Annotated in this window: 22 protein-coding genes; 4 read left to right on the top strand and 18 right to left on the bottom strand. The window is 71.5% G+C overall.

Going from position 1 to position 26,297, the window contains the following annotated elements; genetic code table 11:
* The first annotated feature begins 169 nt into the window (after positions 1–169).
* Positions 170–934, top strand: coding sequence for a hypothetical protein (locus ACZ4LX_RS04530; protein WP_467711714.1), 765 nt, complete (start codon positions 170–172; stop codon positions 932–934).
* A gap of 264 nt (positions 935–1,198) precedes the next feature.
* Here ACZ4LX_RS04530 and ACZ4LX_RS04525 read toward each other — a convergent pair whose 3' ends face one another.
* From ACZ4LX_RS04525 to ACZ4LX_RS04470, 12 genes are all read right to left on the bottom strand, one after another.
* Positions 1,199–2,311, bottom strand: coding sequence for a pectinesterase family protein (locus ACZ4LX_RS04525; protein ID WP_467635609.1), 1,113 nt, complete (start codon positions 2,309–2,311; stop codon positions 1,199–1,201).
* A 114-nt stretch (positions 2,312–2,425) separates the two neighbouring features.
* Complete coding sequence (locus ACZ4LX_RS04520; RefSeq protein ID WP_467635606.1) at positions 2,426–3,769, bottom strand: pectate lyase family protein; 1,344 nt, start codon at positions 3,767–3,769, stop codon at positions 2,426–2,428.
* Positions 3,770–3,852: 83 nt separating this feature from the next.
* Positions 3,853–4,680: a rhamnogalacturonan acetylesterase gene (locus tag ACZ4LX_RS04515; RefSeq protein WP_467635603.1), complete on the bottom strand. Its 828-nt coding sequence runs from the start codon at positions 4,678–4,680 to the stop codon at positions 3,853–3,855.
* A gap of 220 nt (positions 4,681–4,900) precedes the next feature.
* Positions 4,901–6,235, bottom strand: coding sequence for an ABC transporter substrate-binding protein (locus ACZ4LX_RS04510; protein ID WP_467635600.1), 1,335 nt, complete (start codon positions 6,233–6,235; stop codon positions 4,901–4,903).
* Between the two features lie 105 nt (positions 6,236–6,340).
* Complete coding sequence (locus tag ACZ4LX_RS04505; protein WP_467635598.1) at positions 6,341–7,894, bottom strand: glycoside hydrolase family 43 protein; 1,554 nt, start codon at positions 7,892–7,894, stop codon at positions 6,341–6,343.
* Positions 7,891–8,718: a DUF6807 domain-containing protein gene (locus ACZ4LX_RS04500; RefSeq protein ID WP_467635595.1), complete on the bottom strand. Its 828-nt coding sequence runs from the start codon at positions 8,716–8,718 to the stop codon at positions 7,891–7,893. The genes ACZ4LX_RS04505 and ACZ4LX_RS04500 overlap by 4 nt, the downstream gene beginning before the upstream one ends.
* Positions 8,715–9,923: a Gfo/Idh/MocA family protein gene (locus ACZ4LX_RS04495; protein WP_467635593.1), complete on the bottom strand. Its 1,209-nt coding sequence runs from the start codon at positions 9,921–9,923 to the stop codon at positions 8,715–8,717. Before ACZ4LX_RS04495 ends, ACZ4LX_RS04500 begins: the two co-directional genes overlap by 4 nt.
* Before the next feature lie 5 nt (positions 9,924–9,928).
* Positions 9,929–10,849, bottom strand: a complete 921-nt coding sequence (locus ACZ4LX_RS04490; RefSeq protein WP_467635590.1) for a carbohydrate ABC transporter permease — start codon at positions 10,847–10,849, stop codon at positions 9,929–9,931.
* Positions 10,846–11,775, bottom strand: coding sequence for a carbohydrate ABC transporter permease (locus ACZ4LX_RS04485; protein ID WP_467635587.1), 930 nt, complete (start codon positions 11,773–11,775; stop codon positions 10,846–10,848). The genes ACZ4LX_RS04490 and ACZ4LX_RS04485 overlap by 4 nt, the downstream gene beginning before the upstream one ends.
* A 143-nt stretch (positions 11,776–11,918) precedes the next feature.
* On the bottom strand, positions 11,919–13,646 hold the full coding sequence (gene araD, locus ACZ4LX_RS04480) for an L-arabinonate dehydratase (protein WP_467635584.1): 1,728 nt from the start codon (positions 13,644–13,646) through the stop codon (positions 11,919–11,921).
* Entirely contained in the window at positions 13,643–14,545 is a 903-nt protein-coding gene (locus ACZ4LX_RS04475) for a dihydrodipicolinate synthase family protein (protein WP_467635781.1), read from the bottom strand. The genes araD and ACZ4LX_RS04475 overlap by 4 nt, the downstream gene beginning before the upstream one ends.
* A 32-nt stretch (positions 14,546–14,577) precedes the next feature.
* Positions 14,578–15,234, bottom strand: a complete 657-nt coding sequence (locus tag ACZ4LX_RS04470) for a GntR family transcriptional regulator (protein WP_467635581.1) — start codon at positions 15,232–15,234, stop codon at positions 14,578–14,580.
* A gap of 257 nt (positions 15,235–15,491) precedes the next feature.
* Here ACZ4LX_RS04470 and ACZ4LX_RS04465 point away from each other — a divergent pair, with 257 nt between their 5' ends.
* On the top strand, positions 15,492–16,718 hold the full coding sequence (locus tag ACZ4LX_RS04465; protein WP_467635578.1) for an MFS transporter: 1,227 nt from the start codon (positions 15,492–15,494) through the stop codon (positions 16,716–16,718).
* On the opposite strand, the gene ACZ4LX_RS04460 is transcribed toward ACZ4LX_RS04465, so the two are convergent.
* Positions 16,701–17,879 carry a hypothetical protein gene (locus ACZ4LX_RS04460; protein ID WP_467635574.1) on the bottom strand — a complete coding sequence of 393 codons (1,179 nt, stop codon included), beginning with the start codon at positions 17,877–17,879 and terminating at the stop codon, positions 16,701–16,703. The genes ACZ4LX_RS04465 and ACZ4LX_RS04460 overlap by 18 nt on opposite strands.
* The gene (locus ACZ4LX_RS04455; RefSeq protein WP_467635571.1) at positions 17,876–18,835 is read right to left on the bottom strand and encodes a 5-dehydro-4-deoxyglucarate dehydratase; all 960 of its coding nucleotides are present in this window, start codon (positions 18,833–18,835) and stop codon (positions 17,876–17,878) included. The genes ACZ4LX_RS04460 and ACZ4LX_RS04455 overlap by 4 nt, the downstream gene beginning before the upstream one ends.
* 569 nt (positions 18,836–19,404) lie before the next feature.
* Between ACZ4LX_RS04455 and ACZ4LX_RS04450 the strand changes: the two genes are divergently transcribed.
* On the top strand, positions 19,405–20,214 hold the full coding sequence (locus ACZ4LX_RS04450) for an NAD-dependent epimerase/dehydratase family protein (protein ID WP_467635568.1): 810 nt from the start codon (positions 19,405–19,407) through the stop codon (positions 20,212–20,214).
* Between the two features lie 127 nt (positions 20,215–20,341).
* Positions 20,342–21,550: a TerD family protein gene (locus ACZ4LX_RS04445; protein WP_467635562.1), complete on the top strand. Its 1,209-nt coding sequence runs from the start codon at positions 20,342–20,344 to the stop codon at positions 21,548–21,550.
* 110 nt (positions 21,551–21,660) lie between these two features.
* Here ACZ4LX_RS04445 and ACZ4LX_RS04440 read toward each other — a convergent pair whose 3' ends face one another.
* The 4 genes from ACZ4LX_RS04440 to ACZ4LX_RS04425 form a co-directional block, all read right to left on the bottom strand.
* Positions 21,661–21,891, bottom strand: a complete 231-nt coding sequence (locus ACZ4LX_RS04440) for a hypothetical protein (protein ID WP_037711258.1) — start codon at positions 21,889–21,891, stop codon at positions 21,661–21,663.
* Between the two features lie 299 nt (positions 21,892–22,190).
* The gene (locus tag ACZ4LX_RS04435; RefSeq protein WP_467635775.1) at positions 22,191–23,669 is read right to left on the bottom strand and encodes an alkaline phosphatase PhoX; all 1,479 of its coding nucleotides are present in this window, start codon (positions 23,667–23,669) and stop codon (positions 22,191–22,193) included.
* 166 nt (positions 23,670–23,835) lie between these two features.
* Entirely contained in the window at positions 23,836–25,296 is a 1,461-nt protein-coding gene (locus ACZ4LX_RS04430; protein WP_467635553.1) for a hypothetical protein, read from the bottom strand.
* A 162-nt stretch (positions 25,297–25,458) separates the two neighbouring features.
* The gene (locus tag ACZ4LX_RS04425) at positions 25,459–26,196 is read right to left on the bottom strand and encodes an antibiotic biosynthesis monooxygenase (RefSeq protein WP_467635549.1); all 738 of its coding nucleotides are present in this window, start codon (positions 26,194–26,196) and stop codon (positions 25,459–25,461) included.
* Between the last annotated feature and the right edge of the window lie 101 nt (positions 26,197–26,297).

Raw genomic sequence — 26,297 nt, 5'->3', positions numbered from 1 at the left:
CGTGTTCCGCCTGCCGCACCGCACCGACCTCTCCGTCTCGCGGGAGGCGGAGATTGTCTGATTCCCCATTGTGATTCGCGGGTGTACAACCCCGTGTGGATGCCGGCTGTCTGTAAGGCGCTGGAGGGGTGATCCTCTGGTGCTTTTCCGTAAGGAGATTGGGGATCAGGTGGGGAAGCAGGTCTGGAGAGTCGTCGTGGCCGGTGGTGCGGCGGCGGTGTTCACGGCCGTGGCCGCGGTGCCGGCCGGAGCGGCCGAGGGTGGGGTCTCGTTCACCCGTGTCCAGGTGAACGGCGGCAAGTCGATTGTGATCGGGGTGTCGAAGGAGGTCGCGGTGCCCGCCTCCTTCCGGATGGCGACCACTCACAAGTGGAAGTGGCCAGCGGTGTTCCTGTACCGCAGTGGTGCGGGTGATCGGCTGTGGCACGCCGTCGAGACGAGCGACTGCATCAAGGTGAGCTCGGGCGTCTGCGACTTCAACGAGACGATGTACTTCGACCCGAGCGTGTGGGACATGCGTAACAGCGAGGCCGGGGCCTGGAAGGTCGGGGCCGAGGTGTACTTCGAGGGCGGCGGTGGTGACACCGACGACGAGGGTCTGACGGTCCACGTCAAGCGCAACTCCCGCCTGACCGTCAACGCCTCGCCCGAACCGGTGTCCAAGGACAAGACCATCACCGTGACCGGAAAGGTCACGCGGGCCAACTGGGAGACCAGGAAGTACGCCTCCTACGGAGGCCGCCTGGTGAGCCTGCAGTTCAAGCCTGCCGGCACCGCCTCCTACACCACGGTGAAGAAGGTGTACGCGAACGGCTCGGGTGATCTCAGGACGACCGTGAAGGCCTCCAAGACGGGTACGTGGCGCTGGGTGTACTACGGCAACACCACCACCGGGCCGTCGACGTCGTCCGGGGACAACGTCGTGGTGAAGTGATGCCCGCGGTGCTGGCGGGCTGGTGGGGGCCGAGCCGGCGGTAACGGCTGCGACGGTCAAGGTGTCGGGGGCCCCCCCCAAGCCGGGGGCCCCACACCCATGGGTATTTCCCACCCCCCGCCGCCCGGGCCCGGGCCCCGGGCGCCGCCCCCCCGCGCCCGCCACCCCGGGGGGGGCCCCCCCCCCCCCGGCGCGGGGGGCCCCCCCCCCCACAGGGCGCCCGCGGCTCACACGAGCGGACGCCCCGCACATGGCCGCCGCGGCTCACACGTACGGACGCCACTCCCCGAGCCAGGCGGCCGGAGTCTGCGAGCGTGCCTCGGCCTCGGTCAGCAGGGGGCGGTTGGCGGGCACGGTGACGCGCGCGCCGGGGCCGGTGTTGCGGTACTCGGCGAACCGCTGCTCCTGCCAGGGGAAGCCCGCGGACATGGTCCCGTACGGCTCGTCCGTGTCGATGCCGGCGCCGAGACGGCTGTCGCGCACCGTCAGCATCGGGTGGGCGGTGAGGTCGGACGAGGGCACCCAGGGGCGGGCCAGCTTGAAGTAGCCGTCCGGGGCGGTGCTGGTGATGCGGGAGCGCCGCACCAGGTAGCCGTGCGGATTGGCTCCGGCGGTACTGGGTGCGAAGACGAAGCCGTACGGCGCGGCCGCCAGGTCGGTGCGGGTCAGGGTGCGGAAGTGGCAGCGGTCGAATACGGCGGTGGCGCGGCCGAAGACGAAGTCGACGTCCCCTTCGGCGTAGCAGTCGCGGTAGTACTGGCGGGCGAAGACGGTGAGGTCCCAGGAGTCGGCGTACAGGGTGTCCTGGTGTCCCAGGAAGCGGCATCCGTAGAACGCCGAACGGTCGCCCTGGACCTTGATGGCGACGGCCTGGGTGCCGGTGTACTCGGGGTGGTCGGCGCGCAGCCAGTCGTTGGCGAAGGTCAGGCCGTGGGCGGTGAGGCCGGCGGGCCGGGCGGTGACGGTGGCGGATCCGCTGGTGCCGTACGTCCCCGAACCGTCGGGCCGGGGGGTGCCGTTGGCGTTGGCGTACACGATGACGGTGTCGTGCGGGTCGTCGCTCGCGCCGATGAGGGTGAGGCCGGTCCGGTCGGCCGGGATGTCGACCGTCTCGCGGTAGGTGCCCGGGGCGATCACCAGGGTGCGGCCGGGGCCGGCAGCGGCGTCCACGGCCGCCTGGACGCCGGTGTGGTCGCCCCTGCCCCGGGCGTCGACGTACAGCGTCGCGGCGTCGAGGCGGCGGGACGGTGAACCGTAGCGTCCGAAGGGGCGGTGCGCGGCGGGCCGGCCGTGGGCGTGCGTGGCGGGGGCGGCGCTCAGGAGCAGGGCGGCGCTGCCGCCCGCGAGCAGGGTCAGGGCACTGCGTCTGCTGGGCATGGGCGGTACTTCCTCACTTGCTTGTGCGGGGTGCGCGACGGGGCCGGGCGGGTCCCCGGCCGGTGCCGGGAGAGGCACCGGCCGGGGACCCGCCGGACACGGGACGGCCGGCGGTCAGGCGCCGGGAATCCGGCCGGCGCCTGCCTTGAGGCCGACGAGCACGGGCACGAGCAGCGGGTGGTCGACCTTGGTGCGCAGGGTCGGCGTCCAGCCGGCACCGGTGGTGAGCTGCTCCTCGGGGACACCCGCGTTGTGGACGGCGACGAGGTCCGTGCGGCGGCCGTTGACGTAGTTGTCCGAGGCGGTGAGCGAGGACTCGGACCACTTCTTGAGGATCTTCGCCCGGTCGAATCCGGCACCGAGGCTGAACGCGTTGTGCTCGGCGACGATCCGGGACTCGGCGCCGACGCCGTACGTGTAGCCGTAGACGCTGCCCTTCGTGGCGACGAAGTGGTTGTTGTAGGAGTCGACCTGTCCGAACCGGACGCGGGGGGCGCGCTCGTTCACGTCCTTGAAGAGGTTGTGATGCAGGGTGACCCGCAGCTTGCCCCGGTCGGTCGCGCCGGCGCCGTCGCTGTTGCCGATGAGCATCGTCTTGTCGTGGTCCTTGAGGACGTTCCACGAGACGGTGACCAGGTCGGCGCCCTTGACGATGTCGAACAGCCCGTCGTGCTGCTGGTACACCTCGTCGAAGTAGTACGGCTGGTCGGCGTCGGGGCGGTCGCCGTCGCTGAAGGTGTTGTGGTCGACCCAGACGTGGTCGGAGCCGTAGACGACGAGGTTGTCGTACTCGGAGTTCCAGTGGCCGGTCTCACCGTCCGTGGGGTCCCACTGGGGGAAGCAGTCGTAGGTGTCCTCGAACGAGATGTTGCGGACGATGACGTTGGAGACGTTCTGGATCTGGAAGCTGGCACCGATGACCGTGGCGTCCTTGCCGACGCCGACGATCGTGGTGTTGGACGGGACGTAGACGTTCACCGCGGCCTTCTGGAGCTTGGCGGAGGCGAGCCGGGCGTCCTCCAGGGGGCCGGCCGGGACCTCCTCGCGGCCCCAGGTCGCCGGGTCGTAGGCGGCGAGGTACTTGTCCAGGGTGTAGCCGTCGGTCTGGTACGCCTCGCAGCCGATCGGGGTGCCCTCGGCGTCGGAGTTCCCGTGGACGGTGCCGTCGATCCTGATGATCTTCGGTGCGTCGCCCGCGTCCTCGAAGGCGGCGATGAGTTCGGCCCGGTTGCTCACGGTGTAGACGTGGTCGGGGGTGGCGGCGGCGCCGCCGGTGGTGGAGCCCTCGGCGGCGGCCCAGCCGTCGCCCTCGGCGAGGACGGCGCGGTCGATGCCCTGGTGGTGGCCGGGGGCGCCCGGATGCCCGGTGGCCTGGGCGGGGACGGACACGGCGAGCGCCAGGGAGGCGCAGCCCATCACCAGGGCGATGGCGCGAGCATGACAGGTGCGTGCGGGCATGGCGGATCCTTCGGTGGTGAGGAGGGAGCTGTGCGGTGGGACGAGTGGGAAGAGGCGGGGCGGCCGGAGCCGGGCCGCCGGGGTCAGGCCTGCGGCCAGGTGATCCATTCGAGCGGGATCACGGAATCGGTGCGCCGTACGTCGCGCGGGGCGAGTACCCGCCCGTCGACGAGCGTCCGGGCGACGAGCCGCGCGGCCTCGACGGCGCCGCGGGGCTGGAAATGGGTGTTGTCCTGTTTTCCGTCGGGGTAGTTGGGCGACCGGCCCGGCTCCAGCCAGTTGAAGTACGCCTGAGTGGCGTCGGGGCCGAGCTCCTGCCAGAGCGCGAGCGTGAGCGCCTGGAGGTCGAACAGCGGTACGCGCTCCTCGGCGGCCAGCGCGCGCATCGCGGCCGGGTACTCGCCGTGGCTGGGCTTCGCTGTGCCGTCCGGGGCGAAGCGGCGGCGTTCGACCGGGGTGAGCAGGACCGGCAGCGCCCGGCGGGACCGTGCCCCGTGCACGTACTGGCGCAGGTAGTCCTGGTAGGTGGTGTACGGGTCGGTGCCCCGGGCCGGGTCCTCGGTCTTCTCGTCGTTGTGCCCGAACTGGATCAGCAGGAGGTCGCCCTCGCGTACCCCCTCCAGCAGGGCGGCGAGCCGGCCCTCGTCGATGAAGCTCTTCGAACTGCGGCCGTTCATCGCGTGGTTGGCGACGGTCAGGGTGTGGCCCAGGAAGAACGGCAGGGCCATGCCCCAGCCGGTCTCGGGCGCCGCGTCGGCGTACTTCTGCGCGGCCGTCGAGTCACCGGCGATGTGCACGGTACGGGGGCGGGGCCGGCCGGCCGGGCTGTGCGCCGCCGCGGCGGTGCCGGTGGCGAGCACCAGGGGCAGCGCCGCGAGGGCGGCCGCGGTCTGCCTGCGGGTGAGTGACACGGTGGGACTGCCTCTCTCGTGGATGCGTAGCCGTACCTACGAGGACGTACGTACGGCGGTACGGAGTGCAGGAGGAGAAGTGCAGGAGAGGGTGGGGACCGGCGGCGGGACGCGACCCGGACCGCCGCCGGTCCCCGGTCACCGGGGTATCGGCGAGGCTCTTCCGTTCGGACCGGGGCAGAGCCCGGCCTGCTCCGAACGGGAGGCCCCAGGGGCCGGATCAGCCGTTGCCGATCTCCTTCCACTCCTTCTGCGCCTTGTTCAGCTCTTCCGCGATCTTGTCCAGGAAGTCCTTGGCCGTGACCTTGCCGAGCAGCAGCTTCTGGAACTCCGGCTCGTTGTCCGCCTTGCTGATGTTGTTCCAGTCCGGCAGGTAGTACGGCAGCTGCACGATCTTGGTGGAGCCGTCGGTGAGGGCCTTCGCGGCGAGCTCGGTCGGCTCGGTGGCGCTGATCCACGGGTCCTTGGCGGCCTCGGTGTTGGCCGGGATGGCGCCCGCGGACTCGTTCCACTTGCTGTTCGACTCGTGCGAGGCGGCGAACTCGATGAACTTCCAGGCGGCCGTCTTGTTCTTGCTCGACCGGAACAGGCCGAGCCCGTCGACCGGGTTGGAGACCTGGACCCGGGTGCCGCTGTCACCGATCGGGTTCGGTATGCCGGCGAACTTCTCCTTGCCCAGCGCCTTCAGATGGTCCTGGTAGGAGCCGAGGTTGTGGCTCAGCATGCCGATGGTGCCGGTGTCCCACTGGGCGACCATCTTGGTGAAGTCGTTGTTGACGTCGGCGGCGGGCGTCGTCTTCTTGTACAGCGCGGCGTACTTCTCCAGCGCGGCGACGTTCTTCGGGTCGTTGAGCGTCGTCTTGTCGCCGTTCCAGAACTCCGTGATGCCGGACTGGCCGTACGCGGCGTCGATCGCCTGGGCGATGGAGCCGGCGCCGCCCCGGATGGTGTAGCCGAACTTGTTGTTCTTGGCGGCGGTGAGCTTCTCGGCCGCCGTGTAGAAGTTGGCCCAGGTGGTGGGCGCTTCGAGGTTCGCGGCCTTGAACAGGTCCGTGCGGTACCAGAGTGCGCCGTTGTTGGCGGAGGTCGGCACGGAGTACATGTCGTCGCCCCGGCCGCCCGCGTCCTTGACGCTCGCGACCATGCCCTCGACGAGCTTGCCGCTGAGGGCGGAGTCCTTGATCCGGCTGTTGAGCGGCTCAAGGGCCTCCTGCGAGACCATGTTGGCGAGGTAGGCGGTGCCGACGCCGCCGACGTCCGGCAGTCCGCCGCCCGCGATGGCCGTGTCGTACTTGGACTGCACGTCGGCGATCGGGATCGGCACGTACTTGACCTTGATGTCCGGGTTCTTCTTCTCGAAGTCCTTAATGATCTCGGTCCAGATGGCGGTGCGCGGACCACCGTTGTTGTCCCAGAAGGTGATCTCGCCCGTGCCGCTGCCCTCGGTTCCGCTGTCGCTGCCGTCGTCACCGCAGGCCGTCGCGGTCAGTGCGAGCACCGCGGCCAGGGAGACAGCGGCCGCGGCGCGCCCCCGCTGCGTCTTCGAGATGTTCATGATCGGCTCTTCTCTCTCGGTTCTCTCGGTCCGTGCGCATGAGTGGGGGGTTCGGTGGTCCGGTGCCGGCCGGCCGTCCTCCTTCGACGGCCGCGCCGGTACGTTTCAGGGGGTGAGGCGGAATCCGGTGAAGCGGGCCGTCCCGGCCGGCCCCGTCCCGGGAGGTGCGGTGGCGAACAGGCCGAGCAGGGATCCGACCCAGCGCCATGGCGTCGCGGCGAAGACCTGGCCCGAGGGCTGTGGTCCCTTCCCGTCGCCGGTGTCGGCGTAGAAGCGGCAGCGGGCTCCGGGGGTGACCTCGACGCGCAGCCGGGCCCGGCCCCCGGGCGCCGGCCTGCTGTGCTCGGCGTCGCGTTCGTGCTCGGCGACCGTCTCGGCGTACCGGTGCACGAGCCGTATCCCGCCCGCACCGTCCGCCGGCCGCTCCAGGCCGATCCAGCTGAACGCGTCCCCGAGCACCGCGAGTCCGGCCTTGGCCCCGGGCACCTCGCTGCCGAGGGTGAGCTCTGTCTCGACGGTGAAGGTCTCGGCGGGCAGCCGCTGGACCAGCACATGGGGCAGGGCCCGCAGATCGTGTGCGTACGCGGTCCGTACGCAGCTGAGCAGCAGCCCGTCCCCGCCGTGCTCGACGGTCCAGCCGGGGCGGGGATTGGCGGTCCACTGCCACTGCTTGCCGTACCGGCCGCCGGGGAAGCTGTCGCTGCCGGCCGGAGCCCCGACGGGCTGCTCGGGCACGGCCGGTCCGGTGTGCACGGAGACGGGTTCGCCCGCGTCGCCGATGACCGGCCAGCCGCTGTCGTCCCAGCGCATGGGCTGGAGGTGGACCACCCGCCCGTACGCCCCGCGCTCCTGGAAGTGCAGGAACCAGTCCTCGCCGCCCGGGGTCGTGACCCAGCCGCCCTGGTGCGGCCCGTTGACCTCGGTGCGGCCCTGGGCGAGGACGACGCGTTCCTCGTACGGCCCGAAGAACTCCCGGGAACGGAAGGCGCCCTGCCAGCCGGTCGTGACCCCGCCGGCCGGGGCGAGGATCCAGAACTCGCCGTCGCGCCGGTAGAGCTTGGGGCCCTCCAGGGTGAACCAGCCGGGGATCGTGTCGGCGTCGATCAGGGTCCTGCCCTCGTCGAGCAGATCCCGTCCGTCGGGGCTCATCCGGTGGCCGGTGAGCCGGTTCTTGATCCCGGAGCGCGACTTGGCCCAGGCGTGCACGAGATAGGCCTCGCCGGTCTCCTCGTCCCACAGGGGACAGGGGTCGATCAGGCCCTTGCCCGCCTTGACCAGGTGCGGCGCGCTCCACGGGCCCCGGATGTCCTCGGCGCTGACCTGCTGGATGCCGTGGTCGGGGTCGCCCCAGAAGATCCAGAACCGTCCGGCGTGGTGCCGTAGCGACGGCGCCCACACCCCTCGGTCGTGCCGGGGCACGGCGAAGTCGGCGGCCGGCTCCAGCCGGTCCAGCGCGTGGCCGATGAGGGTCCAGTTGACGAGGTCGCGCGAGTGCAGCAGCGGCAGTCCGGGGACCCGGCCGAAGCTGGAGGCCGTGAGGTAGAAGTCCTCGCCGACCCGCACCACGTCGGGGTCGGACCAGTCGGCGTTCAGCACCGGGTTGCGGTAGGTGCCGTCGCCGAGGTCGGCGGTCCAGGGGCGCTCGCCGGCCGCGCTCACGCGGTCACCGCCCGGCGGACGTAGGCGGCGGCCCCGGCCCGGTCGAGTCGGCCGTCCGCGACGACGGTGACGACCCGGCGCACGACCGTCGCGCCCGCGGGAACGGGAAGCCGGCGGTCGGCGGCGAGGGAGGAACCGACGCCGGGGTACTCGACGGTCCGCACGAACCACGGGTCCCGCCGGGTCTCCTCGGTCGCCCCGGCGAAGACCAGGGTCCAGCCGTCGCCGCTCATCGCCACCCAGTCGGCTGCCCGCCCGTGCACCGCCTCCTCGCCGTCCGCCGACCCGCTGAACACGACGGGCGCCGATGCCTCCTTGGGGGCGCGCCAGAAGAAGCCGCCGTACCCCGCACCCGGCCGGCCGTTGGTGGCGGGGCTGCCGATCGACAGGTCCGAGGTGCCCCGGTTGGTGAGCGAGAAGGAGAAGTCCAGCGCCCAGGCGCTCTCGGAGAGTTCGGCGGTGGCGACGGTGCGGTGCTCCCGCAGCAGTTCGGTGTCGCCCGCCTCCCAGCTGAGCTCCTCGACGAACCCGTCCGGGTCGCGGAGCTTCCAGCCGAGGTGGCGCTGGACCCCGTGGTTGTCGAGCGCGGTGGGGCCCTGGTCGCGGACGAAGGTGCGCCCGCCCCAGAAGTTGTGCCCGGCGACGTCGGGGACGGCCACGGAGGTGCCCAGGTGGTGGAGGTGGTCGGCCGGACGCTCCTCGGTGACGGGGGTGCCTGCGAGGGTGGTGACCGGGTGGAGGTAGGGGCGGCCGTCGGTGGCGGGGAGGTAGGTGTAGCGGCCGACGGGGCGGCCGGCGCAGCTCAGCAGTGCGGTGGTCGTCACGATGAACTCACCTCGGCGATGTCGCGGGGGAACTCCCGGCAGGGCCCGAGCGCCCAGGGGGCTCCGAGTTCGGAGAAGAGCGTGAGGGTTTCGGCGCCCGCCGCGACCAGGCTGTCGATCCCGCGCACCACCCGGCGCGGGGCGGCGGAGTCGGTCGCGGGCACGGTGTACCAGGCGTCGGCCGGCAGCGCGCGCGGTTCGGGGGCGGTCCGTACCGCCTCGACGACCTCCATGAACGCGCCGGTGCGGTGCGGCGGTACGAGCAGTTCGGCGTCCCGCACCAGATGGTCGACGAGGTTCTCCAGGAGGTCGGTCCTTCCGTGCACCGCCTCCTCGGGGCCGTGTCCGGCGCGCTGGACGAGGACCCGGTCCTGCTTGTACCAGAAGGTGATGCGGCCCCGGTCGCCGTGGACGACCACATAGGGCTCCCCGGCCTGCTCGGCGCAGAGGGTGACGGCGGCGGTGACCGGGACCCCCGCCGTGGTGGTGATGCGTACGCAGGAGGTGTCGTCGGCCTCGATGTCGTGGGCGCGGAACAGCTCGGTCCCGACTCCGGCGACGTCCTCGGCCGCACCACTGCCCGCGAGTTCGAGGGCGGTGGCGACGGCATGGGCGAGCGGATTGGTCAGGACCCCGTCGACCACGTCGGTGTCACCGATCCGGCGCCGCCCCGCCCAGGGCGCCCGCCGGTAGTAGGCCTCGTCCCTCACCCAGGCGCCCGCGGCCCCGTACCCCCGGACGGTGCCGATGGCGCCGTCGCGTACGAGCTCGCGGATGGCGGGCACGGCGTGCGAGCCGAAGGACTGGAAGCCCACCTGGCAGGCGACGCCGGCCTGCCGCACCCCGGCCAGGATCCGTTCGAAGTCGGCGCGGGTCGCGGCGGGCGGCTTCTCCAACAGGAGGTGGACACCCCGGGCGGCGGCGGTGAGCGCCAGTTCGGTGTGGGTCTGGATCGGGGTGCAGATGACGGCGGCACGGGCTCCGGTGGAGTCGAGAAGTGCCCCGAAGTCGGCTGACTGCTCCGGGAGTTCACCGGTGAAGGCGTGGAGTTCGCCGTCGTCGAGCGGGTCGAGTTCGCAGATTCCGGCGAGCCGGACGAGGCCCTGGTGCTGGAGGCGGCGGATGTTGGCGAGGTGCCAGCGTCCGTGGCCCCGGGCGCCCGCGAGAACGAGGGGGACGGGTGTGGTGGCGGGAATCGACGGCATGCGCGTCACCCCTTCACTGCGCCGGCGCTGAAGCCGGTGATCAGCCACTTCTGGATGAAGGCGAAGACGATCACCACGGGGACCGCGGCGATCACACCGCCCGCGGCGAGCGCGCCCAGGTCGACGCTGTCCGCGCCGATGAGGGTGTTCAGGCCGACCGGGATCGTCTGCTTGTCCTGCTCGCTGAGGAACATCAGGGCGAACAGGAAGTGGTTCCAGCTGTGCACGAAGGCGAAGGAGCCGACCGCGATGAGGCCCGGCCGAAGCAGCGGCAGCACCACCGCGCAGAAGGCCCGGAAGCGCGAGCAGCCGTCCACCCAGGCGGCCTCCTCCAGGGTGACCGGCACGTTCTTGATGAATCCGCTGATCAGGATGATGGAGAGCGGCAGCTGGAACACCGTCTCGGCGATGACCACACTCCCCAGCGAGTTGATCATCTGGAGGTTCTTGAAGATCTCGAAGAGCGGTACGAGCATCAGCGCGCCGGGGATGAACTGCGAGCAGAGCAGCGCCAGCATGAAGCCGTTCTTGATCCGGAAGTTGAACCGGGCGAGCGCGTAGCCGCCGGCCAGCGCGACGAGCGTCGTACAGACCAGGGTGCAGACCCCGACGATCATGCTGTTCTGGAAGAAGAGGGCGAAGCTGCGCTCGTTCCAGACCTTGGAGAAGTGCTCCCCGGTCATCGGCCAGGGAACCAGCGAGGTGGAGCCCGAGGGGCGCACCGCGAAGAGGAACATCCAGTAGAACGGGACGAGGGTGAAGACGAGGTAGACGCCCAGTGGTACGTAGATCTGCCAGCGCGGCACCTCGTCGAAGGCGCGTTCGCGGCCGGGCTTGCCGCGCCGGTGGGTGGCCGGCGGGCGGGTGCCCTGTTCGGGCAGTCGCGCGGAGTCGGTGCCGTTCTTCTCGGCCAGTGCGGCAGTCACTTGTGGTCGCCTCCGAACTTGCTCAGGCGCAGATAGACGATCGAGCAGAAGAGGAGGATCACGAAGGCGACGGTGGTGAGCGCGGAGGCGTACCCGAAGTCGTGGCCCTCGATGCCGGTGTTGGCGACGTAGAGCGGGAGGGTGGTGGTCTCGCCCGCCGGTCCGCCACCGGTGAGGGTGTAGAGCAGGTCGACGTTGTTGAACTCCCAGACCCCGCGCAGCAGCGTGGAGAGGATGATCGCGTCCCGCAGGTGGGGCAGGGTGATGTGGAAGAACTGGCGCAGCCGCCCGGCGCCGTCGACCGACGCCGCCTCGTACAGCTCCTTGGAGACGGACTGCAGGTCGGCGAGGATGAGGATGGCGAAGAAGGGGACGCCGCGCCAGAGTTCGGCGACGGTCGCGGCCCAGAAGACGGTGCCGGTGTCGGAGAGCACCGAGGTCCCGTACTCGCCGATCCCGGCGTCCGCGAGGTAGCGGCTGAATCCGGTCGAGGAGTTGTAGAGCAGGATCCAGATGGTGCTGGTCAGCACACCGGAGACGGCCCAGGGCGAGAAGACCATGGCACGGGAGATGCCCCGGCCGATGAAGCTCTGGTTGACGATCAGGGCGAGGGCGAGCCCGAGGGTGAGCTGGAGCGCGACCTGGACGACCACCCACTGCGCGCTGAAGCCCAGCGTCGTCCAGAACTGGTCGTCGTCGGTGAAGATCCGGGTGAAGTTGTCGAAGCCCGCGAAGCCGTTCCGCCAGGGCTTGGTGACGTTGTAGTTCTGCAGGCTGTAGTAGAAGACGCTGATCACGGGGTAGGCGATGAAGCCCAGCATCAGCAGCCCCGCGGGGGCGATCAGCAGATACGGCAGCCGGCGGGGGTTCGCGGAGCGGCGCCTGGGCACCTTGGGCGGTGTGGCCACAGCGGCGGCTTGGGCCATGACACGTCTCCGTTCTCTCAGGTACGAGGGTGCGAGGTGGTGCTGAGGGTGCTGTGCGTGGTGATGCGTGTAGTGCGCAAGCGCTTGCCGCATGGCGTTCGGCCGGCCGAACGAAGCGGGGCGCCCGAATTCCGCTGGGCCGTTCAGCCGGCGTAGGGGTCGGGAACTTCTCCCGGCCGGGCCAGGAAGGCGAAGTCGCAGCCGGTGTCGGCCTGGGTGATCTGGTCGTGGTAGAGCGCCCCGTAGCCGCGCTCGTACCGGGTGGCCGGCGGCGTCCACTCGGCTCTGCGCCGCGTCAGCTCGTCCTCCGGTACGTCGAGACGGAGCAGGCGCGCCTCGACGTCCAGGGTGATGGAGTCACCGGTGCGGACCAGCGCGAGGGGTCCGCCGACATAGGACTCGGGGGCGATGTGCAGGACGCAGGCGCCGTAACTCGTGCCGCTCATCCGGGCGTCGGAGAGCCGCACCATGTCCCGTACACCCTGCTTCAGCAGATAGTCGGGGATCGGCAGCATGCCGTACTCGGGCATCCCGGGGCCGCCCTTGGGGCCGGCGTTGCGGAGCACCAGCACATGGTCCGGAGTGAGGGCCAGGGCCGGGTCGTTGATGGTGCGCTGCATCTCCTTGTAGTCGTCGAAGACGACCGCGGGGCCGGTGTGGCGCAGCAGACGCGGTTCGGCGGCGATGTGCTTGATGACCGCGCCGTCGGGGCAGAGGTTGCCGCGCAGCACCGCCACGCCGCCCTCGTCCGCGAGGGGGTTCTCGCGCTCCCGGATGACGTCGCTGTTGTGCACGAGTGCGCCGTCGAGCTGTTCGCGCAGGGTGTCGTGGGCGACCGTGGGCCGGTCCAGATGGAGTACGTCGGTCAGCCGGGCCAGGAAGCCGGGCAGCCCGCCGGCGAAGTGGAAGTCCTCCATGAGGTACTTCCCGCCGGGCCGCAGATTGGCCAGCACCGGGACGGTGCGGGCGATGCGGTCGAAGTCGTCGAGGGTGAGCTTGATGCCGGAGCGGCCCGCCATCGCGATCAGATGGATGACGGCGTTGGTGGAGCCGCCGAGCGCGAGGACGGTGGCGACGGCGTCCTCGTACGCCTCCTCGGTGAGGATCGACGACAGCTTCCGCTGCTGCCACACCAGTTCGACGATCCGGAGGCCCGACTGCGCGGCCATCCGGTCGTGGCCGGAGTCGACCGCCGGGATGGAGGAGGCGCCGGGAACGGTGACGCCGAGCGCCTCGGCGGCGGCGGTGAGGGTGGAGGCGGTCCCCATCGTCATGCAGTGGCCGGGCGAGCGGGCGAGGCCGTTCTCCAGTTCGCCCATCTCACAGTCACCGATGAGGCCGGCCCGCTTGTCGTCCCAGTACTTCCACATGTCGGTACCGGAGCCGAGGACCTCGTTGCGCCAGTGCCCCGGCAGCATCGGCCCGGCCGGTACGAAGACGGCGGGCAGATCGACGGACGCGGCGCCCATCAGCAGCGCGGGCGTCGACTTGTCGCAGCCGCCCAGCAGCACCGCTCCGTCGACGGGGTAGGAGCGCAGCAGCTCCTCCGTCTCCATCGCCAGCATGTTGCGGTAGAGCATCGGGGTCGGCTTCTGGAACGTCTCCGAGAGGGTGGAGACCGGGAATTCGAGCGGGAAACCGCCGGCCTGCCAGACTCCGCGCTTGACCGCCTGCGCACGGTCGCGCAGATGGACGTGGCACGGATTGATGTCGGACCAGGTGTTGAGGATCGCGATGACCGGCTTGCCGAGGTGCTCCTCGGGGAGGTAGCCGAGCTGCCGGGTGCGGGCACGATGGCTGAAGGAGCGAAGGCCGTCGGTGCCGTACCACTGGTGGCTGCGCAGCTCCTCGGGGGCGATGCGGCCGGTCATATGGACCACCCCGCGATCTGGTCGGCGACCTCGGCGCGCTGCTGCTCGGGCAGGACCCGGCTGGGCGGGCGCACCTCCCGGCGGCACAGCCCGAGCGAGGCCAGGGCCTCCTTGACGACCGTCACGTTGTTGGCGGACTGCCGGTCCGCCCGCAGCTCCTCGAAGCGGCGGATCTGCTCCCAGACCTTCATCGCGGCCGGATGGTCGCCGGCCCGCAGCGCCTCCAGCATGGCGATCGAGACGCCGGGAGCGACGTTGACGAGGCCGGAGGTGAATCCGGTGGCGCCCGCGGAGAAGTAGGCGGGGGCGTACAGCTCGGCGAGGCCCGCGATCCAGACGAAGCGGTCCAGGCCCGCGTCCCGGGCGAACGCGGCAAAGCGTGCGGCGTCCGGGACCGCGTACTTGACGCCGATGACGTTGGGGCAGCTGTCGGCGAGGACCGCCAGGCACTCCCCGTCGAGGTGCGGGTTGCGGATGTAGGGGACGACACCGAGTCCGGGGACGGCCTCGGCGATGGCCCGGTGGTAGTCGATCCAGCCGTCCTGCGAGACGTACGGGTGTACGGGCTGGTGCACCATCACCATCTCGGCGCCCGCGTCGCGGGCGTGCCGCGCGGCGGCGACGGCGGTCGGGACGTCGTGCCCGACGCCGACCAGGATCGTGGCGCGGCCGCCGGCCTCGTCGATGGTCAGCTCGGTGACGGTGCGCCGCTCCTCGGGGGTGAGCGCGTAGAACTCCCCGGTGTTGCCGTTCGGGGTGAGGATGCGTACGCCGCCGTCGAGCAGCCTGCGCAGCAGGGCGCGGTGCACCGGCGTGTCGATGGTCCCGTCCTCGGCGAACGGGGTGACCGGGATCGCCACGACATCTGCGAGGGCCGCCTTCAGCGGTGTGAGGTCCATGCGGACAGGCCTTTCGTCGGTGTGCTGCTGGTTCACGCCGCGTCACCCCCGTCTTCGTCGTCGGGGAACGCGCGGCGCACGAACGACGCGATGTGGTCGTGCAGAGCCCCGGCCGCCGCGTCGGCGTCGTCGGCGAGCGCGAGCCGCAGGATCTCCCGGTGCTCGGCCGCCTCCCGCTCCCACGACGGGATCGTCGACCACGCGACCGTCGACACGAGCGCGGCCTGGTCGCGGACCTCGTCGAGCATCCGGGCCAGCAGCGGGTTGCCGCAGGGAAGGTAGAGCGCCCGGTGGAAGTCCCGGTTGGCGAGGGACCTGTCGGCCTTGTCGCCCGCCGAGTCGGCGCGCTCCAGGGCCTCCTGGGCCTCGTCGAGCGAGGCCCTGCGGGTGATGGAGCGGCGCAGCGCCTCCGGTTCGAGCAGCAGCCGCACGTCGTAGACCTCACGGGCCATGGACGCGTCGACCAGCCGCACGGTGGCGCCCTTGTACTGACTCATGACGACCAGGCCGGTACCGGCGAGTGTCTTGAGCGCCTCACGGACGGGGGTCTTGGACACCCCGAACTGTGCGGCGAGTTCGGTCTCGACGAGCGCCTGCCCTGGTCTCAGCTGCGCCGTGAGGATCGCGTGCTTGATCGCCTCCAGCACGTACTGGGTGCGGGACGGAATCGGGGTGGGCGCAAAGGTCATGAGTGAAGGGCTCTCGCATCTCGCGTATCGCGTCTCATATATGACGTACGAAGTACGACGCGATGAAGCTAGAGGCGCCATGAATGTTTCGTCAACGCTTCTGGCAGAAGAACTTCACCGGACTACGACGTGTGCCCTACACCGGTCCCGCCGGGCGCACCGCCCCGTCCGGCGGCCTGAGGCATCCGCCCGATGCCTCGCAACGGCCTTACCGGACAGCCTGATTGCCCAACAAAGGCGCAGGTCAGGGAGGTTCGGTGGAGGCGGTCAAGAAGTCGGCGGCAGGGCGGGTACTGCGGGACCGGACGGCGGGGCTGTTCCTCGCGGCGGTCGTGGTGTCCGGTTTCGGCAGCTCCGCGATGTCGCTGGCCGCCGGGATCTGGGTCAAGTCGCTGACGGGTTCGGACGCTCTGGCGGCGCTCGCTCTTTTCGCCGTCTGGCTTCCGGTGCTTTTCGGGCCCCTTCTCGGGGCGGTGGCCGACCGGCTGCCCAGGAAGCCGCTGCTGGTCGGGGCGAACGTGGTCATGGCCCTGCTGCTGACCACGCTGACCTCGGTGGATTCGGCGGGGCGGATCTGGATCCTGTTCGCGGTGCTCCTGGTGTACGGAACCGGCTCCCTCCTGATGGACGCGGCCGAGTCGGCCGTCGTCGCCCAGGCCGTGGACGCCCGGCTGCTGGGCGACTTCAACGGCCTGCGGATGACGGCGAACGAGGGCATGAAGCTGGTGGCCCCGCTCACCGGTGCGGCGCTCTGCACCCGCTTCGGGGGCGGCGCGGTCGCCCTGCTGGACGCGGCCACCTTCGCCGTGGCCGCCGGGCTGTACGCGCTCCTGCGGGTACGGAGGCCGGACCGGGCGACGGCCCACGGAGGCGGAAACTCCGCGGGGCTGCGGCAGGTGTGGGGGTCTCCGGTGCTGCGCCCGCTGGTGCTCGCCGGATCGGTCACGATGCTGTGCGCCGGGCTCAACGGGGCGACGCTGTACGCCGTCGTGGACGGGGTCCTCGGCCACTCCCCCGCGTACGCGGGTGTGCTCTCCGTGGCGCAGGGCGCCGGGTCCGTCGCGATCGGGCTGCTGGCCGGGCCGCTGCTGCGGCGGATGCCGGAGCGGGTGTTCGGCGCGGCGGGCATCGCGGTGTTCGCGCTGGCGGTCGGCGCGCGGGCGCTGCCGTACGACGCCGTGGCGCTGATGGCGTGCGGCCTGATCGGGGTGGGCCTGCCGTGTGTGCTGATCGCCGCGATGACGGCGGTGCAGCGGGAGACCCCGGACGCGGTCCTGGGCCGGACGGCCGCGACGGCGGGCACGCTGATGTTCGCGCCCAACGCGGTGGCACTGGCACTCGGCGCGGGTCTGGTCGCGCTGGTGGACGTACAGGTGCTGCTGCCGCTGGTGGGCGCGGTCGCGCTGCTGACGGCGGCCCGGCTGCTCACGGGCCGGCGGGGGAAGGCCCCTGCCGGCCCGCGCGTGTCAGCGGCCCAGACGTGAGAGCGCCCCCGCGACCGCTTCCAGGTCCGGTCCCGAGGCCAGCCCCGCGTGGTACAGGCGCAGTTGGTTCGCGCCGAGCGAGGCCGCGTGGGCGGCGTCGCGCTCCAGCGTGGCGGGGCTGCCGCCCATGCCCCGCACCACGGTGAGGTTGGCCGCGAGAACCCCTCCCCGGCCGGCGAACGGGCCGAGCACGGCCTCGCGCGCCGCGTCGTCGCCGGTGCAGGGCAGCACCACACCGTCCGCCACGGACAGGATGTGCTCCGGGCCGACCCCCGGGTTGGCCCCGGCGCGGTAGGGCGCGGGATCGGCGTGCAAGAGCACCTGGAAGCCGGCCGGGGCCGCCGCCCGCACCGCGGCGACCACCGATTCCTGGAGCCCTCGGGCCACTTGGGTACGCCACCGGAGGGTGGCGGCGGCGAGATCCGCGCCGAGCAGTTTCCCGACACCGTCCCAGCCCGCTTCCGGGGCGCCGGGCCCGGACCACACCGGCTCCAGCGCCCGGCGCACGGCCTGGACCAGCTCGTCGGCGTCCAGCCCCTGGCCGCCGTATCCGGCCCGGCAGTCGGGGCAGAAGCACAGCGACATCAGGTACTGCGCCGCGTCACCGAGGCCGACGCCCGCGACCTTGTCGTGGGCGTGCAGATGGGCGAAGCCGTACCAGCCGCACGACTCCAGTTCGGTGCCGCCCGCCCCGCCCCGTACCGCCGCCTCCGCGGCCAGGTCCACCAGATAGGCGCGGACCGCGGGCTGCGCGATACAGGGGGCCCAGGGGTAGCGGTCCCCGTAGGCGTTGACCACGGAGGTGTCCGGATGCTCGCCCCCGAGCCGGGAGTTGTGCGCGAGCACGACCCAGCTGTGCACGTCGAGCCCGGCGCCGGCCAGCGCACCGGCGGCCTCCGCGTAGGCGTCGTCCGACTCCACCCAGGACTGCTCGTACGGGCGCAGCTCGCGCCCCGCCCACCGCCCGGCGTCCGGCGGGTAGAGCACCGCGGCGTGCTCGGCCGTGACGATGCGACCGCCGGGATGGCGCGGGGTCAGCGCCCGTGTGGAGTGATAGGCGGCGGCAAGCGTCACCTGCTGGACGCCGAGCTCCGCGACGCGGGCGGCCGCGTCCGGGTCCCCGACGACGTCCCAGGGGTAGAGAAAGGCCGAGGTCTTCACCCGCGCACCCCCGCGTCCTCGCGCGCCAGCAGCGCACGGCCCGCCGCGATGATCCCGGTCAGCTCCTCGATGTGCGCGGCCGGCGGCTCGGTGAGCGGGCTGCGCACCTCGCCGACGTCCAGGCCCTGGAGGCGGACGGCCGCCTTGACCAGCGAGACGGCGTAGCCGCGGCCCTTGGCCCGCAGTTCGACGAGCGGGCGGTAGAAGGTGTCGAGCAGCGCGTTGACGAGAACGTCGTCACCGGACTCCAGCGCGCGGTAGAAGGCCAGCGCGATGTCGGGCGCGAAGGCGAACACGGCCGAGGAGTAGAGCGTGACACCGATGCCCCGGTAGGCGAGACCGGTGAGCTCGGCGGTGGGCAGCCCGTTGAAGTAGAGGAAGTCCTGACCCGGCAGTCCGGTACGGACGGCGCTGACGATGCGCTGCATCAGGTCGAGGTCGCCGTAGCCGTCCTTGAGCCCGATGATGCCCGGCGTCCGCGCCAGCGCGACCACGGTCTCGGGGGTGAAGACCGCGTTGTCGCGCTGGTAGACGATCGTCTCCAGACCGGTGGCGGCGGCCAGCGCCGTGTAGTGGGCCAGCAGCCCTTCCTGGTCGGCGAGGACCAGATACGGCGGCATGGCGAGGAGACCGTCCGCGCCGGCCTCCTCGGCGAGCTTCGCGAACTGCACCGCCAGGGCGGTGCCGTACCCGGCGCCCGCCACGACAGGCACCTCACCGGCGGTCTCCTCGACGGCCGCGGCGACGACACGGCCGAACTCCTCCGGCGTCAGGGCGTGGAACTCACCCGTGCCGCAGCAGGCGAAGACCGCCGCCGCACCGGCGTCCACGCCCTTGCGCACATGTGCGCGGAAGGCGTCGAGATCGACGGAGCCGTCCGGCCCGTAGGCGGTGACGGGGAAGAAGAGCGGCCCGGCGACAGCGGTGAGTCGGGCGGCGAGTGGGGCTGAGGTCACGGGCGCTCCCTGAGCGGATTCAGGCGTGCACAATTCTGATTGATGTCCATATTCATGAACGACCTTCACGCTAGAGCAGCGGCCGACCACGGTCAAGGCGGGTACGGGCGGGTCTGTGGCGGGCGTTTTGCCCCCAATCGCCGGACGGACCGGGCGTGTACGGGTGCTCCGCGTTGCCGGGTTCACCCCGCCCCGGCGGGTGGGGGTCCGGTGCCCTCCTGTCTGCGGGGTCGTCCCACCGGGGTGCCGGCGCTGACGAGAGCTGGGTGGGGGCGTGCAGGGGAGTCCCCGCAGGGAATGGCGTACTACCCGGGTCCCTTCGCGTTCCCGGGTGAACACGCCATTTCTGAGGAGATGCCCCGGAGGGACCCCACCCCCACCCACCGGGCAACCGCGCACCCCACGGAGCACCCGCACCAAGCCCGTCCGGCGATTGAGGACAAAGACCCCGACCCCGGACCGGGGCAACCCTTGACGCACCCCCGCACCGCTCCATAACTTGTCCACGCATGTGAATGCTGTCCATGGACCAGGCAAGCGAAGCCGCCCCCGTACCAAGGAGATCCGCGATGCCCGCTCCCCGCACCGTCCTGCTCACCGGCGCCGCCGGCGGTCTCGGCACCCTGATGCGCGGACTGCTGCCCGCCCACGGTTACGAGCTCCGCCTGTTCGACATGTTCCCCATCGAGGGCGAGCCGGACGCGATCACCGCCGATCTCGGCGACAAGGAGGCGCTGCGCGAGGCCGTGCGGGGTGTCGACGCGATCATCCACCTTGCGGGCATCTCCCTGGAAGCCTCTTTCGACAAGATCCTGAAGGCGAACATCGAGGGCACCTACAACCTCTACGAGGCGGCCCTCGCGGAGGGCGTACGCCGGATCGTCTTCGCATCCTCCAACCACGCCGTCGGCTTCACCCCCCGGCCGCTCCCCGGCGACCCGTTGATCCCCATCGACACCCCGCGCCGCCCGGACACCTTCTACGGCCTCTCCAAGTCCTTCGGCGAGGACCTCGCCCAGCTCTACTGGGACCGGCACGGCCTGGAGACCGTCTCGGTGCGCATCGGCTCCTGCTTCCCCGAGCCGACGTCCGTACGGATGCTGTCCGTCTGGATGAGCCCCGCCGACGGCGCCCGGCTCTTCGACGCCGCGATCACCGCGGAGAACGTGGGACACACGGTCGTCAACGGCTCCTCGGACAACACCCGCCTGTGGTGGGACCTGACCACGGCCCGGTCTCTCGGCTACGAACCGCAGGACGACTCGGAGGAGTACGCGGCGAAGCTCATCGCCGAGCAGGGTGAACTCGACCCGGACAACCCGGATCACGCCCACCTCGGCGGCCACTTCTGCACCAACCCGCCGGTCTGGCCGTACTGAGCGGAGACGGGCGGCGGGGGTGCGGCGGCGGGGGTGCGACCGCCCGGACGGAACCGTACTGCCGCCGTACGGGCGAAGCCGCCCAAAGGTAAGGGAACGGCAAAGCCGGGTCGTTCGTTACCCGTGCATGACCGCTATGACCCCCGGCTCGAACATCCCCCTCTCCGCCGCCCGCGTGACGGTGGACGTCGCCGCTCCCGTGCGGCTCGACGTATCGGGCCTGCTGCTCACCGCCGACGGCAAGGTGCGCTCCGACGACGACTTCATCTTCTACAACCAGCCGGCGGGCCCGGGTGTGACCTACCGCTCCGGCGGCGGCACCGCTCCCGACGCGATCGTGGTGGACACGGCCGCGGTGCCGCCCGGCATCGAGAAGATCGTCGTCACGGCAAGCCCGGACGGAGCGGGTCAGACCTTCCAGGGCATCGAGCCCACCGCCACCGTGCGCAACGCGGACGACGGCAGCGCCCTCGCCACGTTCACCCCGCCGCAGCTCGGCTCCGAGACCGCCCTCGTGGTCATCGAGGTCTACCGTCGGGGCGGTGCCTGGAAGGCCCGCGCGGTCGGCCAGGGCTATGCCAACGGGCTGGCCGGTATCGCCACCGACTTCGGCGTCTCGGTCGAGGAGGAGCCCGCCGCCGCCCCGGTCACGCCCGCGGCCCCCGTCGCCCCGCCGGTGGACCCGCGGATCGCCGCTCCCCCGGCACCGCAGGCCGCGCCTCCGGTTCCGCCGGCCCCTCCGGCTCCCCCGAGCAACGGCAAGATCAACCTCGACAAGGGCCGGGTGAGCCTGCAGAAGAACCAGACGGTGTCGCTGGTCAAGGGGGGCCGCCCGCTGCTCTCCCAGGTCAAGATGGGTCTCGGCTGGGAGCCGGCGTTCCGCGGCAAGGACATCGACCTCGACGCCTCGGTGATCGCCTACGGCCCCAGCCGCAACCACCTGGACAGCTGCTACTTCGGCAAGCTCTCCATCCTGAACGGCGCGATCAAGCACTCGGGCGACAACCTCACGGGCGAAGGCGCCGGTGACGACGAGGTGATCGTCGTCGACCTGGGCCGGATCCCCCAGGAGGTGACCGGCCTGGTGTTCACGGTCAACTCGTTCACCGGCCAGAAGTTCACCGAGGTGGCGAAGGCCTACTGCCGGCTGGTCGACGCGGCCACCGGCGAGGAGCTGGTCCGCTTCGATCTGACCGGTGCCGAGCCGCAGACCGGCGTGATGATGGCGAAGCTGATCAAACAGTTCTCCGGCGAGTGGGAGATGACCGCGATGGGTGACTTCGTGAAGTCGCGCACCGTCCGGGGCATGGTCAAGCCCGCCGCCCAGTCCCTGTAGGCCCCTGTAGGCACGGAAACGGCTTCAGGGGCACCCGGCTGGCTGCGGGTGCCCCTGAAGGCGGTCGGCGAGAGATCTACGGCGTACGCGGCGCGTGCTTGTCGCTTCTCTCAGAGCTTGGTCAGCTTGGAGTACGGGCTCAGGATCCTCCCCTGTCGCCCCGAGAAGTCGATGAGCACTGCGTCGTTGTCGCCCTCGACAGCGAGGACTCGGCCGAGTCCGAACTGGTCGTGCGACACCCTGTCGCCCACATCGAACAATTCGACCGGTGGGGCCGCCTGGGCCGGGCGGTTGAAGGGACTGGATGGCAGGTGACGCCGGGATCCGGCTGACTGTTTCATTACCTTGAGTATGCGCCTTGAAAACGCCCGACGCCATGCCCGACCGCTTCTGAGGCCCCACTGATGCCGGATTCGTAATCAGCGGTTCCGGGACCGCGCGCTGCCCGTTCCCGCTTCCGGCACGGGCCCCGCGGGTGCCACGACGCCCGCGGGACCGTCGGCGATGTGGTGGTTGTCGCTTTCGCGCGGGGCGTGGACGGCCGGCTCCGGGCCGCCGCCGGGAGCCGGACCGGCCCGGTCCGGTCCGGTCCGGAGCGGGGGTCACCACCGCGCCGGACCGGGCCGGATCACCACCGGGGCTACTGCTCCCGGCGCGGCTGGCGCTTCCACGGGCCGGTGATGGCCAGCATGATGCCCGGCGTCTGGATGTTGGCGAAGAGCGTCTTGCCGTCGGGTGAGAAGGTCACGCCGGTGAACTCGCTGTACTCCGGCTCGGCCTCGGTACCCGCGTTGAGCTCGTTGCGCGCGATGGGGTAGGTGCGGCCGCTCTCGGTGGCCCCGAAGAGGTGCTGGATGCCCTCGCCGTCCTCGGCGATGACCAGGCCGCCGTAGGGCGAGACGGTGATGTTGTCCGGGCCGTCGAAAGCACCGTCCTTGGAGGGGTCCGCGTTGACGCCGAGGAGCACCTTCAGCGTCAGCGTGCGGCGCTTCGGGTCGTAGAACCAGACCTGCCCGTCGTGCTGGACGGGGCTCTCCGAGCGGGCGAACGAGGAGACGATGTAGGCGCCGCCGTCGCCCCACCACATGCCTTCGAGCTTGCGGGCGCGGGTGACGTCCTGGTCGCCGAACTGCTTGCGCACCGAGACCGTCCTGGCGTCACGGTCGGGAACGTCGACCCAGTCCACTCCGTACACGGTGCCGACCTTGGTCGCCCGCGAGAGGTCGTCGACGAACTTGCCGCTCTTGTCGAAGCACTTCGTGGCCTGCAGGACACCGGCGTCGTCGGCGAGCGTGCGGAGCTTGCCCCGGCCGTGCTTGAAGCCGTGCGGCGGGACCCAGCGGTAGAGCAGCCCGTTGGGGCCGGACGCGTCCTCGGTGAGGTAGGCGTGGCCCTGCTTGGGGTCGATGACGACGGCCTCGTGGGCGTAGCGGCCGAAGGCCTTGACCGGGCGGGGGTCGCGGTTGGCGCGCCGGTCGGACGGGTCGACCTCGAAGACGTAGCCGTGGTCCTTGAGCAGACCGTTCTTCCCGGCCTTGTCCTCGGTCTCCTCGCAGGTCAGCCAGGTGCCCCACGGGGTGGCGCCGCCCGCGCAGTTGGTGGAGGTGCCGGCGATGCCGACCCACTCGGCGGTGCGGCCGTCGCGGCGGGTCTCCACGACGGTACAGCCGCCGGCCGCGACCGGGTCGTAGACCAGGCCGTCGGTGAGCGGAACGGGGTGCTCCCAGCCGGCGCGGGTGCCGCTCAGCTCGTGGTTGTTCACCAGCAGGGTCACGCCGCGCGCCCCCTCGAAGGCGGCCGTGCCGTCGTGGTTGGAGGGGGTGTACTCGCCGGTCTCCAGCTTGGTGACACCGCTGTGGGTGATGATCTTGTACGAGAAGCCGGCGGGCAGCGCGAGTATGCCCTTCGGGTCGGGGAGCAGCGGACCGTAGCCGGGCTCGTGGCTGTGCCCGTGTCCGTCGTGACCGTGGCCGTGGTCGTCGTGGCCGTGGCCGCGCTTGGAGTCCCCGGCGGCGAGGGCGCCGGGTGCGGTGGCCAGCGCGGCGACGGTTCCGGTGAGGGCGATGCCGGCACCGGTGAGGGCGGACTGTCTGGTGAATTCCCTGCGCGTGAAGGCCATCACGTACTCCTGGTGCAGCTGGGGCGGGTTGTTGGTGCGATCACCGTCCCGCCCCTGCGCCAACATCAGTTGAACTGAGGACGACTTCGAGGGAATCCCTTCCGTGAACATCCTCGGTGGCGTGGGGCCGGATCCACCGGCCCGGCCCCACGCCCCGTCATCCGTCTCAGCTGCCCGAACCGCTTCGGGAACGGGCCTTGAAGGCGGCCTTGCGGGCGGCCTTCGCCTGCCTCTTGTCGCTGTGCAGCCGCCCCATCGCTTCCAGGACGTCCGCCGTCGCCGGGTGGTCCACCCGCCACGCCTCGTCGAAGAAGCCGCTGTGCTGGCCGGACAGTCCCTCGACCAGCCCCTGGAGCTCGTCCAGACCGCCGTCCGCCTCCAGTTGCGCGGCGATCGTGTCGATGGCGAGCCAGAAGATCATCGCCTCCGAGGGCGGCGGCACGTCGGCGGCACCCCGCTCGGCGAGCCAGACCCGGGCGAGTCCGCCCAGCTCGGGGTCGCCCAGCACCGCCCGCACCGCGGGTTCGGCCTCCGCGCCGACCAGGGCGAGCGCCTGCTGGCAGTGCAGCCGGCGCAGCGGCGCCTGCGGGTCCTCGCCGCGTGCGGCGTCCAGGAGTTCACCCGCCGCCCCTTCGGCGCCGTGCCGCGCCAGCCACAGCTCGATCTCGCTGCGGGCCGCCGCCTCGGGGTAGTACGCGATGCCGCCGAGCAGCACGTCGGCCCCCTTGTCCGCCAAGTCGCCGACGGCCGGGGCGTCCAGCCCCGCGTCCAGCATCCGGGCCCGGATGCCGTAGAGGCCGAGAGGGGTCAGCTTCACCATGCCGTACCGGGTGACGTCATCGTCGTCGGCGGGCGGCACGACCTCCTCGCCCTCCTCGGCCAGCAACGCCTCGTCCACCGGCTGGTACGCCACGAGCCCGATGGGTTCGAGGACCCGGAACTGGTCGTCGAGGCGCATCATCGCGTCGGACACCTGTTCAAGGATGTCGTCGGTGGGCTCGCCCATGTCGTCGGGGACGATCATCGAGGCGGCGAGCGCGGGCAGCGGCACCGCCTCGTCGCCCGCGCCCTCTCCGACCGTGAGCAGATAGAGGTTGCCGAGCACCCCGTCGAGGAATTCGGCCTCGGCCTCCGGGTCCCAGTCCAGGGCGTCGAAGTCGACCGAGCCGTCCTCACGGACGAGGTCGGCGAAGTCGTCGAAGACCGGTGCGATGGCGTCGGCGTGGACGGCCTCCAGGCCGTCCAGCCAGATCGCCAGCACGTCCTGCGGTGAACCGCCGGTCAGCAGGGCCAGGTTCTCCCCCGCGGTGGCGGTTCCCTCCGCGTCGTCCTCGTCGGAAGCCGTCTCGGGGTCCTCGACCTCGATCAGCCCGGTGTCGACCGCGAGGCGCCAGGCCTCGCTGGCCTCCGCCGCGCCGTCCTCGTCCGCGACGAGACCCAGGTGCTCGGCCGCAGCCGGCAGCTGCGCGTCGACGAGCTCCCCGCCCGCGCCGACCCGCGTGTCCGGCCCCGCCCAGCGGGCGAGCCGGACGGCGCGGGCGAGCAGCGGCGCGGCAAGCGCGTCCCGTGCCAGCTCCGCCTCGGTGTGCAGCCTTACCGGCGGCAGGGTGGGGCGCTCTGCGGACATCAGGGGGTTCTCCTCGAAAACGTGCGGGCGTACACATCGCCGGAGCTGCGGCTCCGGGCGCGTACGGGGTCAGGCGGCCCAAGCCTAGACGCATTTCACCCGGTGCCGCCCGGTGCTCGGAACAGAAGGCGCCCCCTCCCTCCGCCGGCCCGTGCGACGGATTCACGCACCCGCGTGTCTGCCGCTCCGCGCCGCGGCACCGTCCTCGTCCGGCCGCAGGCTGAGGGCGGGGGTGTAGCGGTGCACGCCGCCGCCGGTGACGCCCGGGTAGGTCCGTACCCGCTCCCACTGCGGCGTCCGTGAGCCGATGCCGTCCCCGGTGGCGGCGAGTGCGTCGGCGTGGGCCCGTGCGCTCTCCCATTCCGCGTAATCGAGCACCCGGGTCCCGTCGGTGCCGAGGTGGAAGTGCCCGGCGATCCCGCCCGGTGCCGGTGCCGGGTCCGTTCCCAGCGCCTCGATGACACCGTCCACCCAGTCCCGTTGCCGGGCCTCGTCGGCCCCGTCGAACTCGACGTCGACCACCACGACGCAGCCGGGCTCCCGCCCGCCGGGCGACGAGGAGCGGTAGAGCTCATAGGTGTGCAGTCCGAGCCGTTCGATGCCCGGCACCGCGGCGTCGATCTCGGCGTTGCGCTCGTCCCGGCCGTCCCGGACGAAGTCGCGGTAGCTCTCCTCGCCGGTCCACTGCGAGTAGTGGAAGAGCGTTCTGCCGTCCTCTCCCACGTGGACGCTGTACGACAGCAGCCCCGGGTGCGGCCAGGGCCTGTCCTGCCAGGCTGATCCGATGGCCTCCACCGCCCGCCGCGCGCGCTCCGGCGTGCCGGTGTCCCAGGTGCTCGCCTTGACGATCCCCGCATCCGCACGGGTGACATCGGGCCGTGACACGAACCGCACCGTCATGACTGCTCCCTTCACCGGCGCACCCTTGCGGTGCGCCCGTGACAGCAACCCTGATACGTCAACCACACGTGAGGTCAACTACGGCCCGCCGCCTTCGCGCA

This window comes from Streptomyces sp. NPDC026062 (assembly GCF_055568375.1).
This window is presented reverse-complemented; position numbering and strand designations above follow the sequence as displayed.

Excerpts from the sequence above, each read along its gene's own strand:
- ACZ4LX_RS04520 (WP_467635606.1), bottom strand. The coding sequence starts at position 3,769 with ATGCCCGCACGCACCTGTCATGCTCGCGCCATCGCCCTGGTGATGGGC.
- ACZ4LX_RS04495 (WP_467635593.1), bottom strand. The coding sequence starts at position 9,923 with ATGCCGTCGATTCCCGCCACCACACCCGTCCCCCTCGTTCTCGCGGGC.
- ACZ4LX_RS04450 (WP_467635568.1), top strand. The coding sequence starts at position 19,405 with ATGCCCGCTCCCCGCACCGTCCTGCTCACCGGCGCCGCCGGCGGTCTC.
- ACZ4LX_RS04470 (WP_467635581.1), bottom strand. The coding sequence starts at position 15,234 with ATGACCTTTGCGCCCACCCCGATTCCGTCCCGCACCCAGTACGTGCTG.
- ACZ4LX_RS04525 (WP_467635609.1), bottom strand. The coding sequence starts at position 2,311 with ATGCCCAGCAGACGCAGTGCCCTGACCCTGCTCGCGGGCGGCAGCGCC.
- ACZ4LX_RS04430 (WP_467635553.1), bottom strand. The coding sequence starts at position 25,296 with ATGTCCGCAGAGCGCCCCACCCTGCCGCCGGTAAGGCTGCACACCGAG.
- ACZ4LX_RS04475 (WP_467635781.1), bottom strand. The coding sequence starts at position 14,545 with ATGGACCTCACACCGCTGAAGGCGGCCCTCGCAGATGTCGTGGCGATC.
- ACZ4LX_RS04425 (WP_467635549.1), bottom strand. The coding sequence starts at position 26,196 with ATGACGGTGCGGTTCGTGTCACGGCCCGATGTCACCCGTGCGGATGCG.
- ACZ4LX_RS04440 (WP_037711258.1), bottom strand. The coding sequence starts at position 21,891 with ATGAAACAGTCAGCCGGATCCCGGCGTCACCTGCCATCCAGTCCCTTC.
- araD (WP_467635584.1), bottom strand. The coding sequence starts at position 13,646 with ATGACCGGCCGCATCGCCCCCGAGGAGCTGCGCAGCCACCAGTGGTAC.
- ACZ4LX_RS04485 (WP_467635587.1), bottom strand. The coding sequence starts at position 11,775 with ATGGCCCAAGCCGCCGCTGTGGCCACACCGCCCAAGGTGCCCAGGCGC.
- ACZ4LX_RS04445 (WP_467635562.1), top strand. The coding sequence starts at position 20,342 with ATGACCGCTATGACCCCCGGCTCGAACATCCCCCTCTCCGCCGCCCGC.
- ACZ4LX_RS04510 (WP_467635600.1), bottom strand. The coding sequence starts at position 6,235 with ATGAACATCTCGAAGACGCAGCGGGGGCGCGCCGCGGCCGCTGTCTCC.
- ACZ4LX_RS04435 (WP_467635775.1), bottom strand. The coding sequence starts at position 23,669 with ATGGCCTTCACGCGCAGGGAATTCACCAGACAGTCCGCCCTCACCGGT.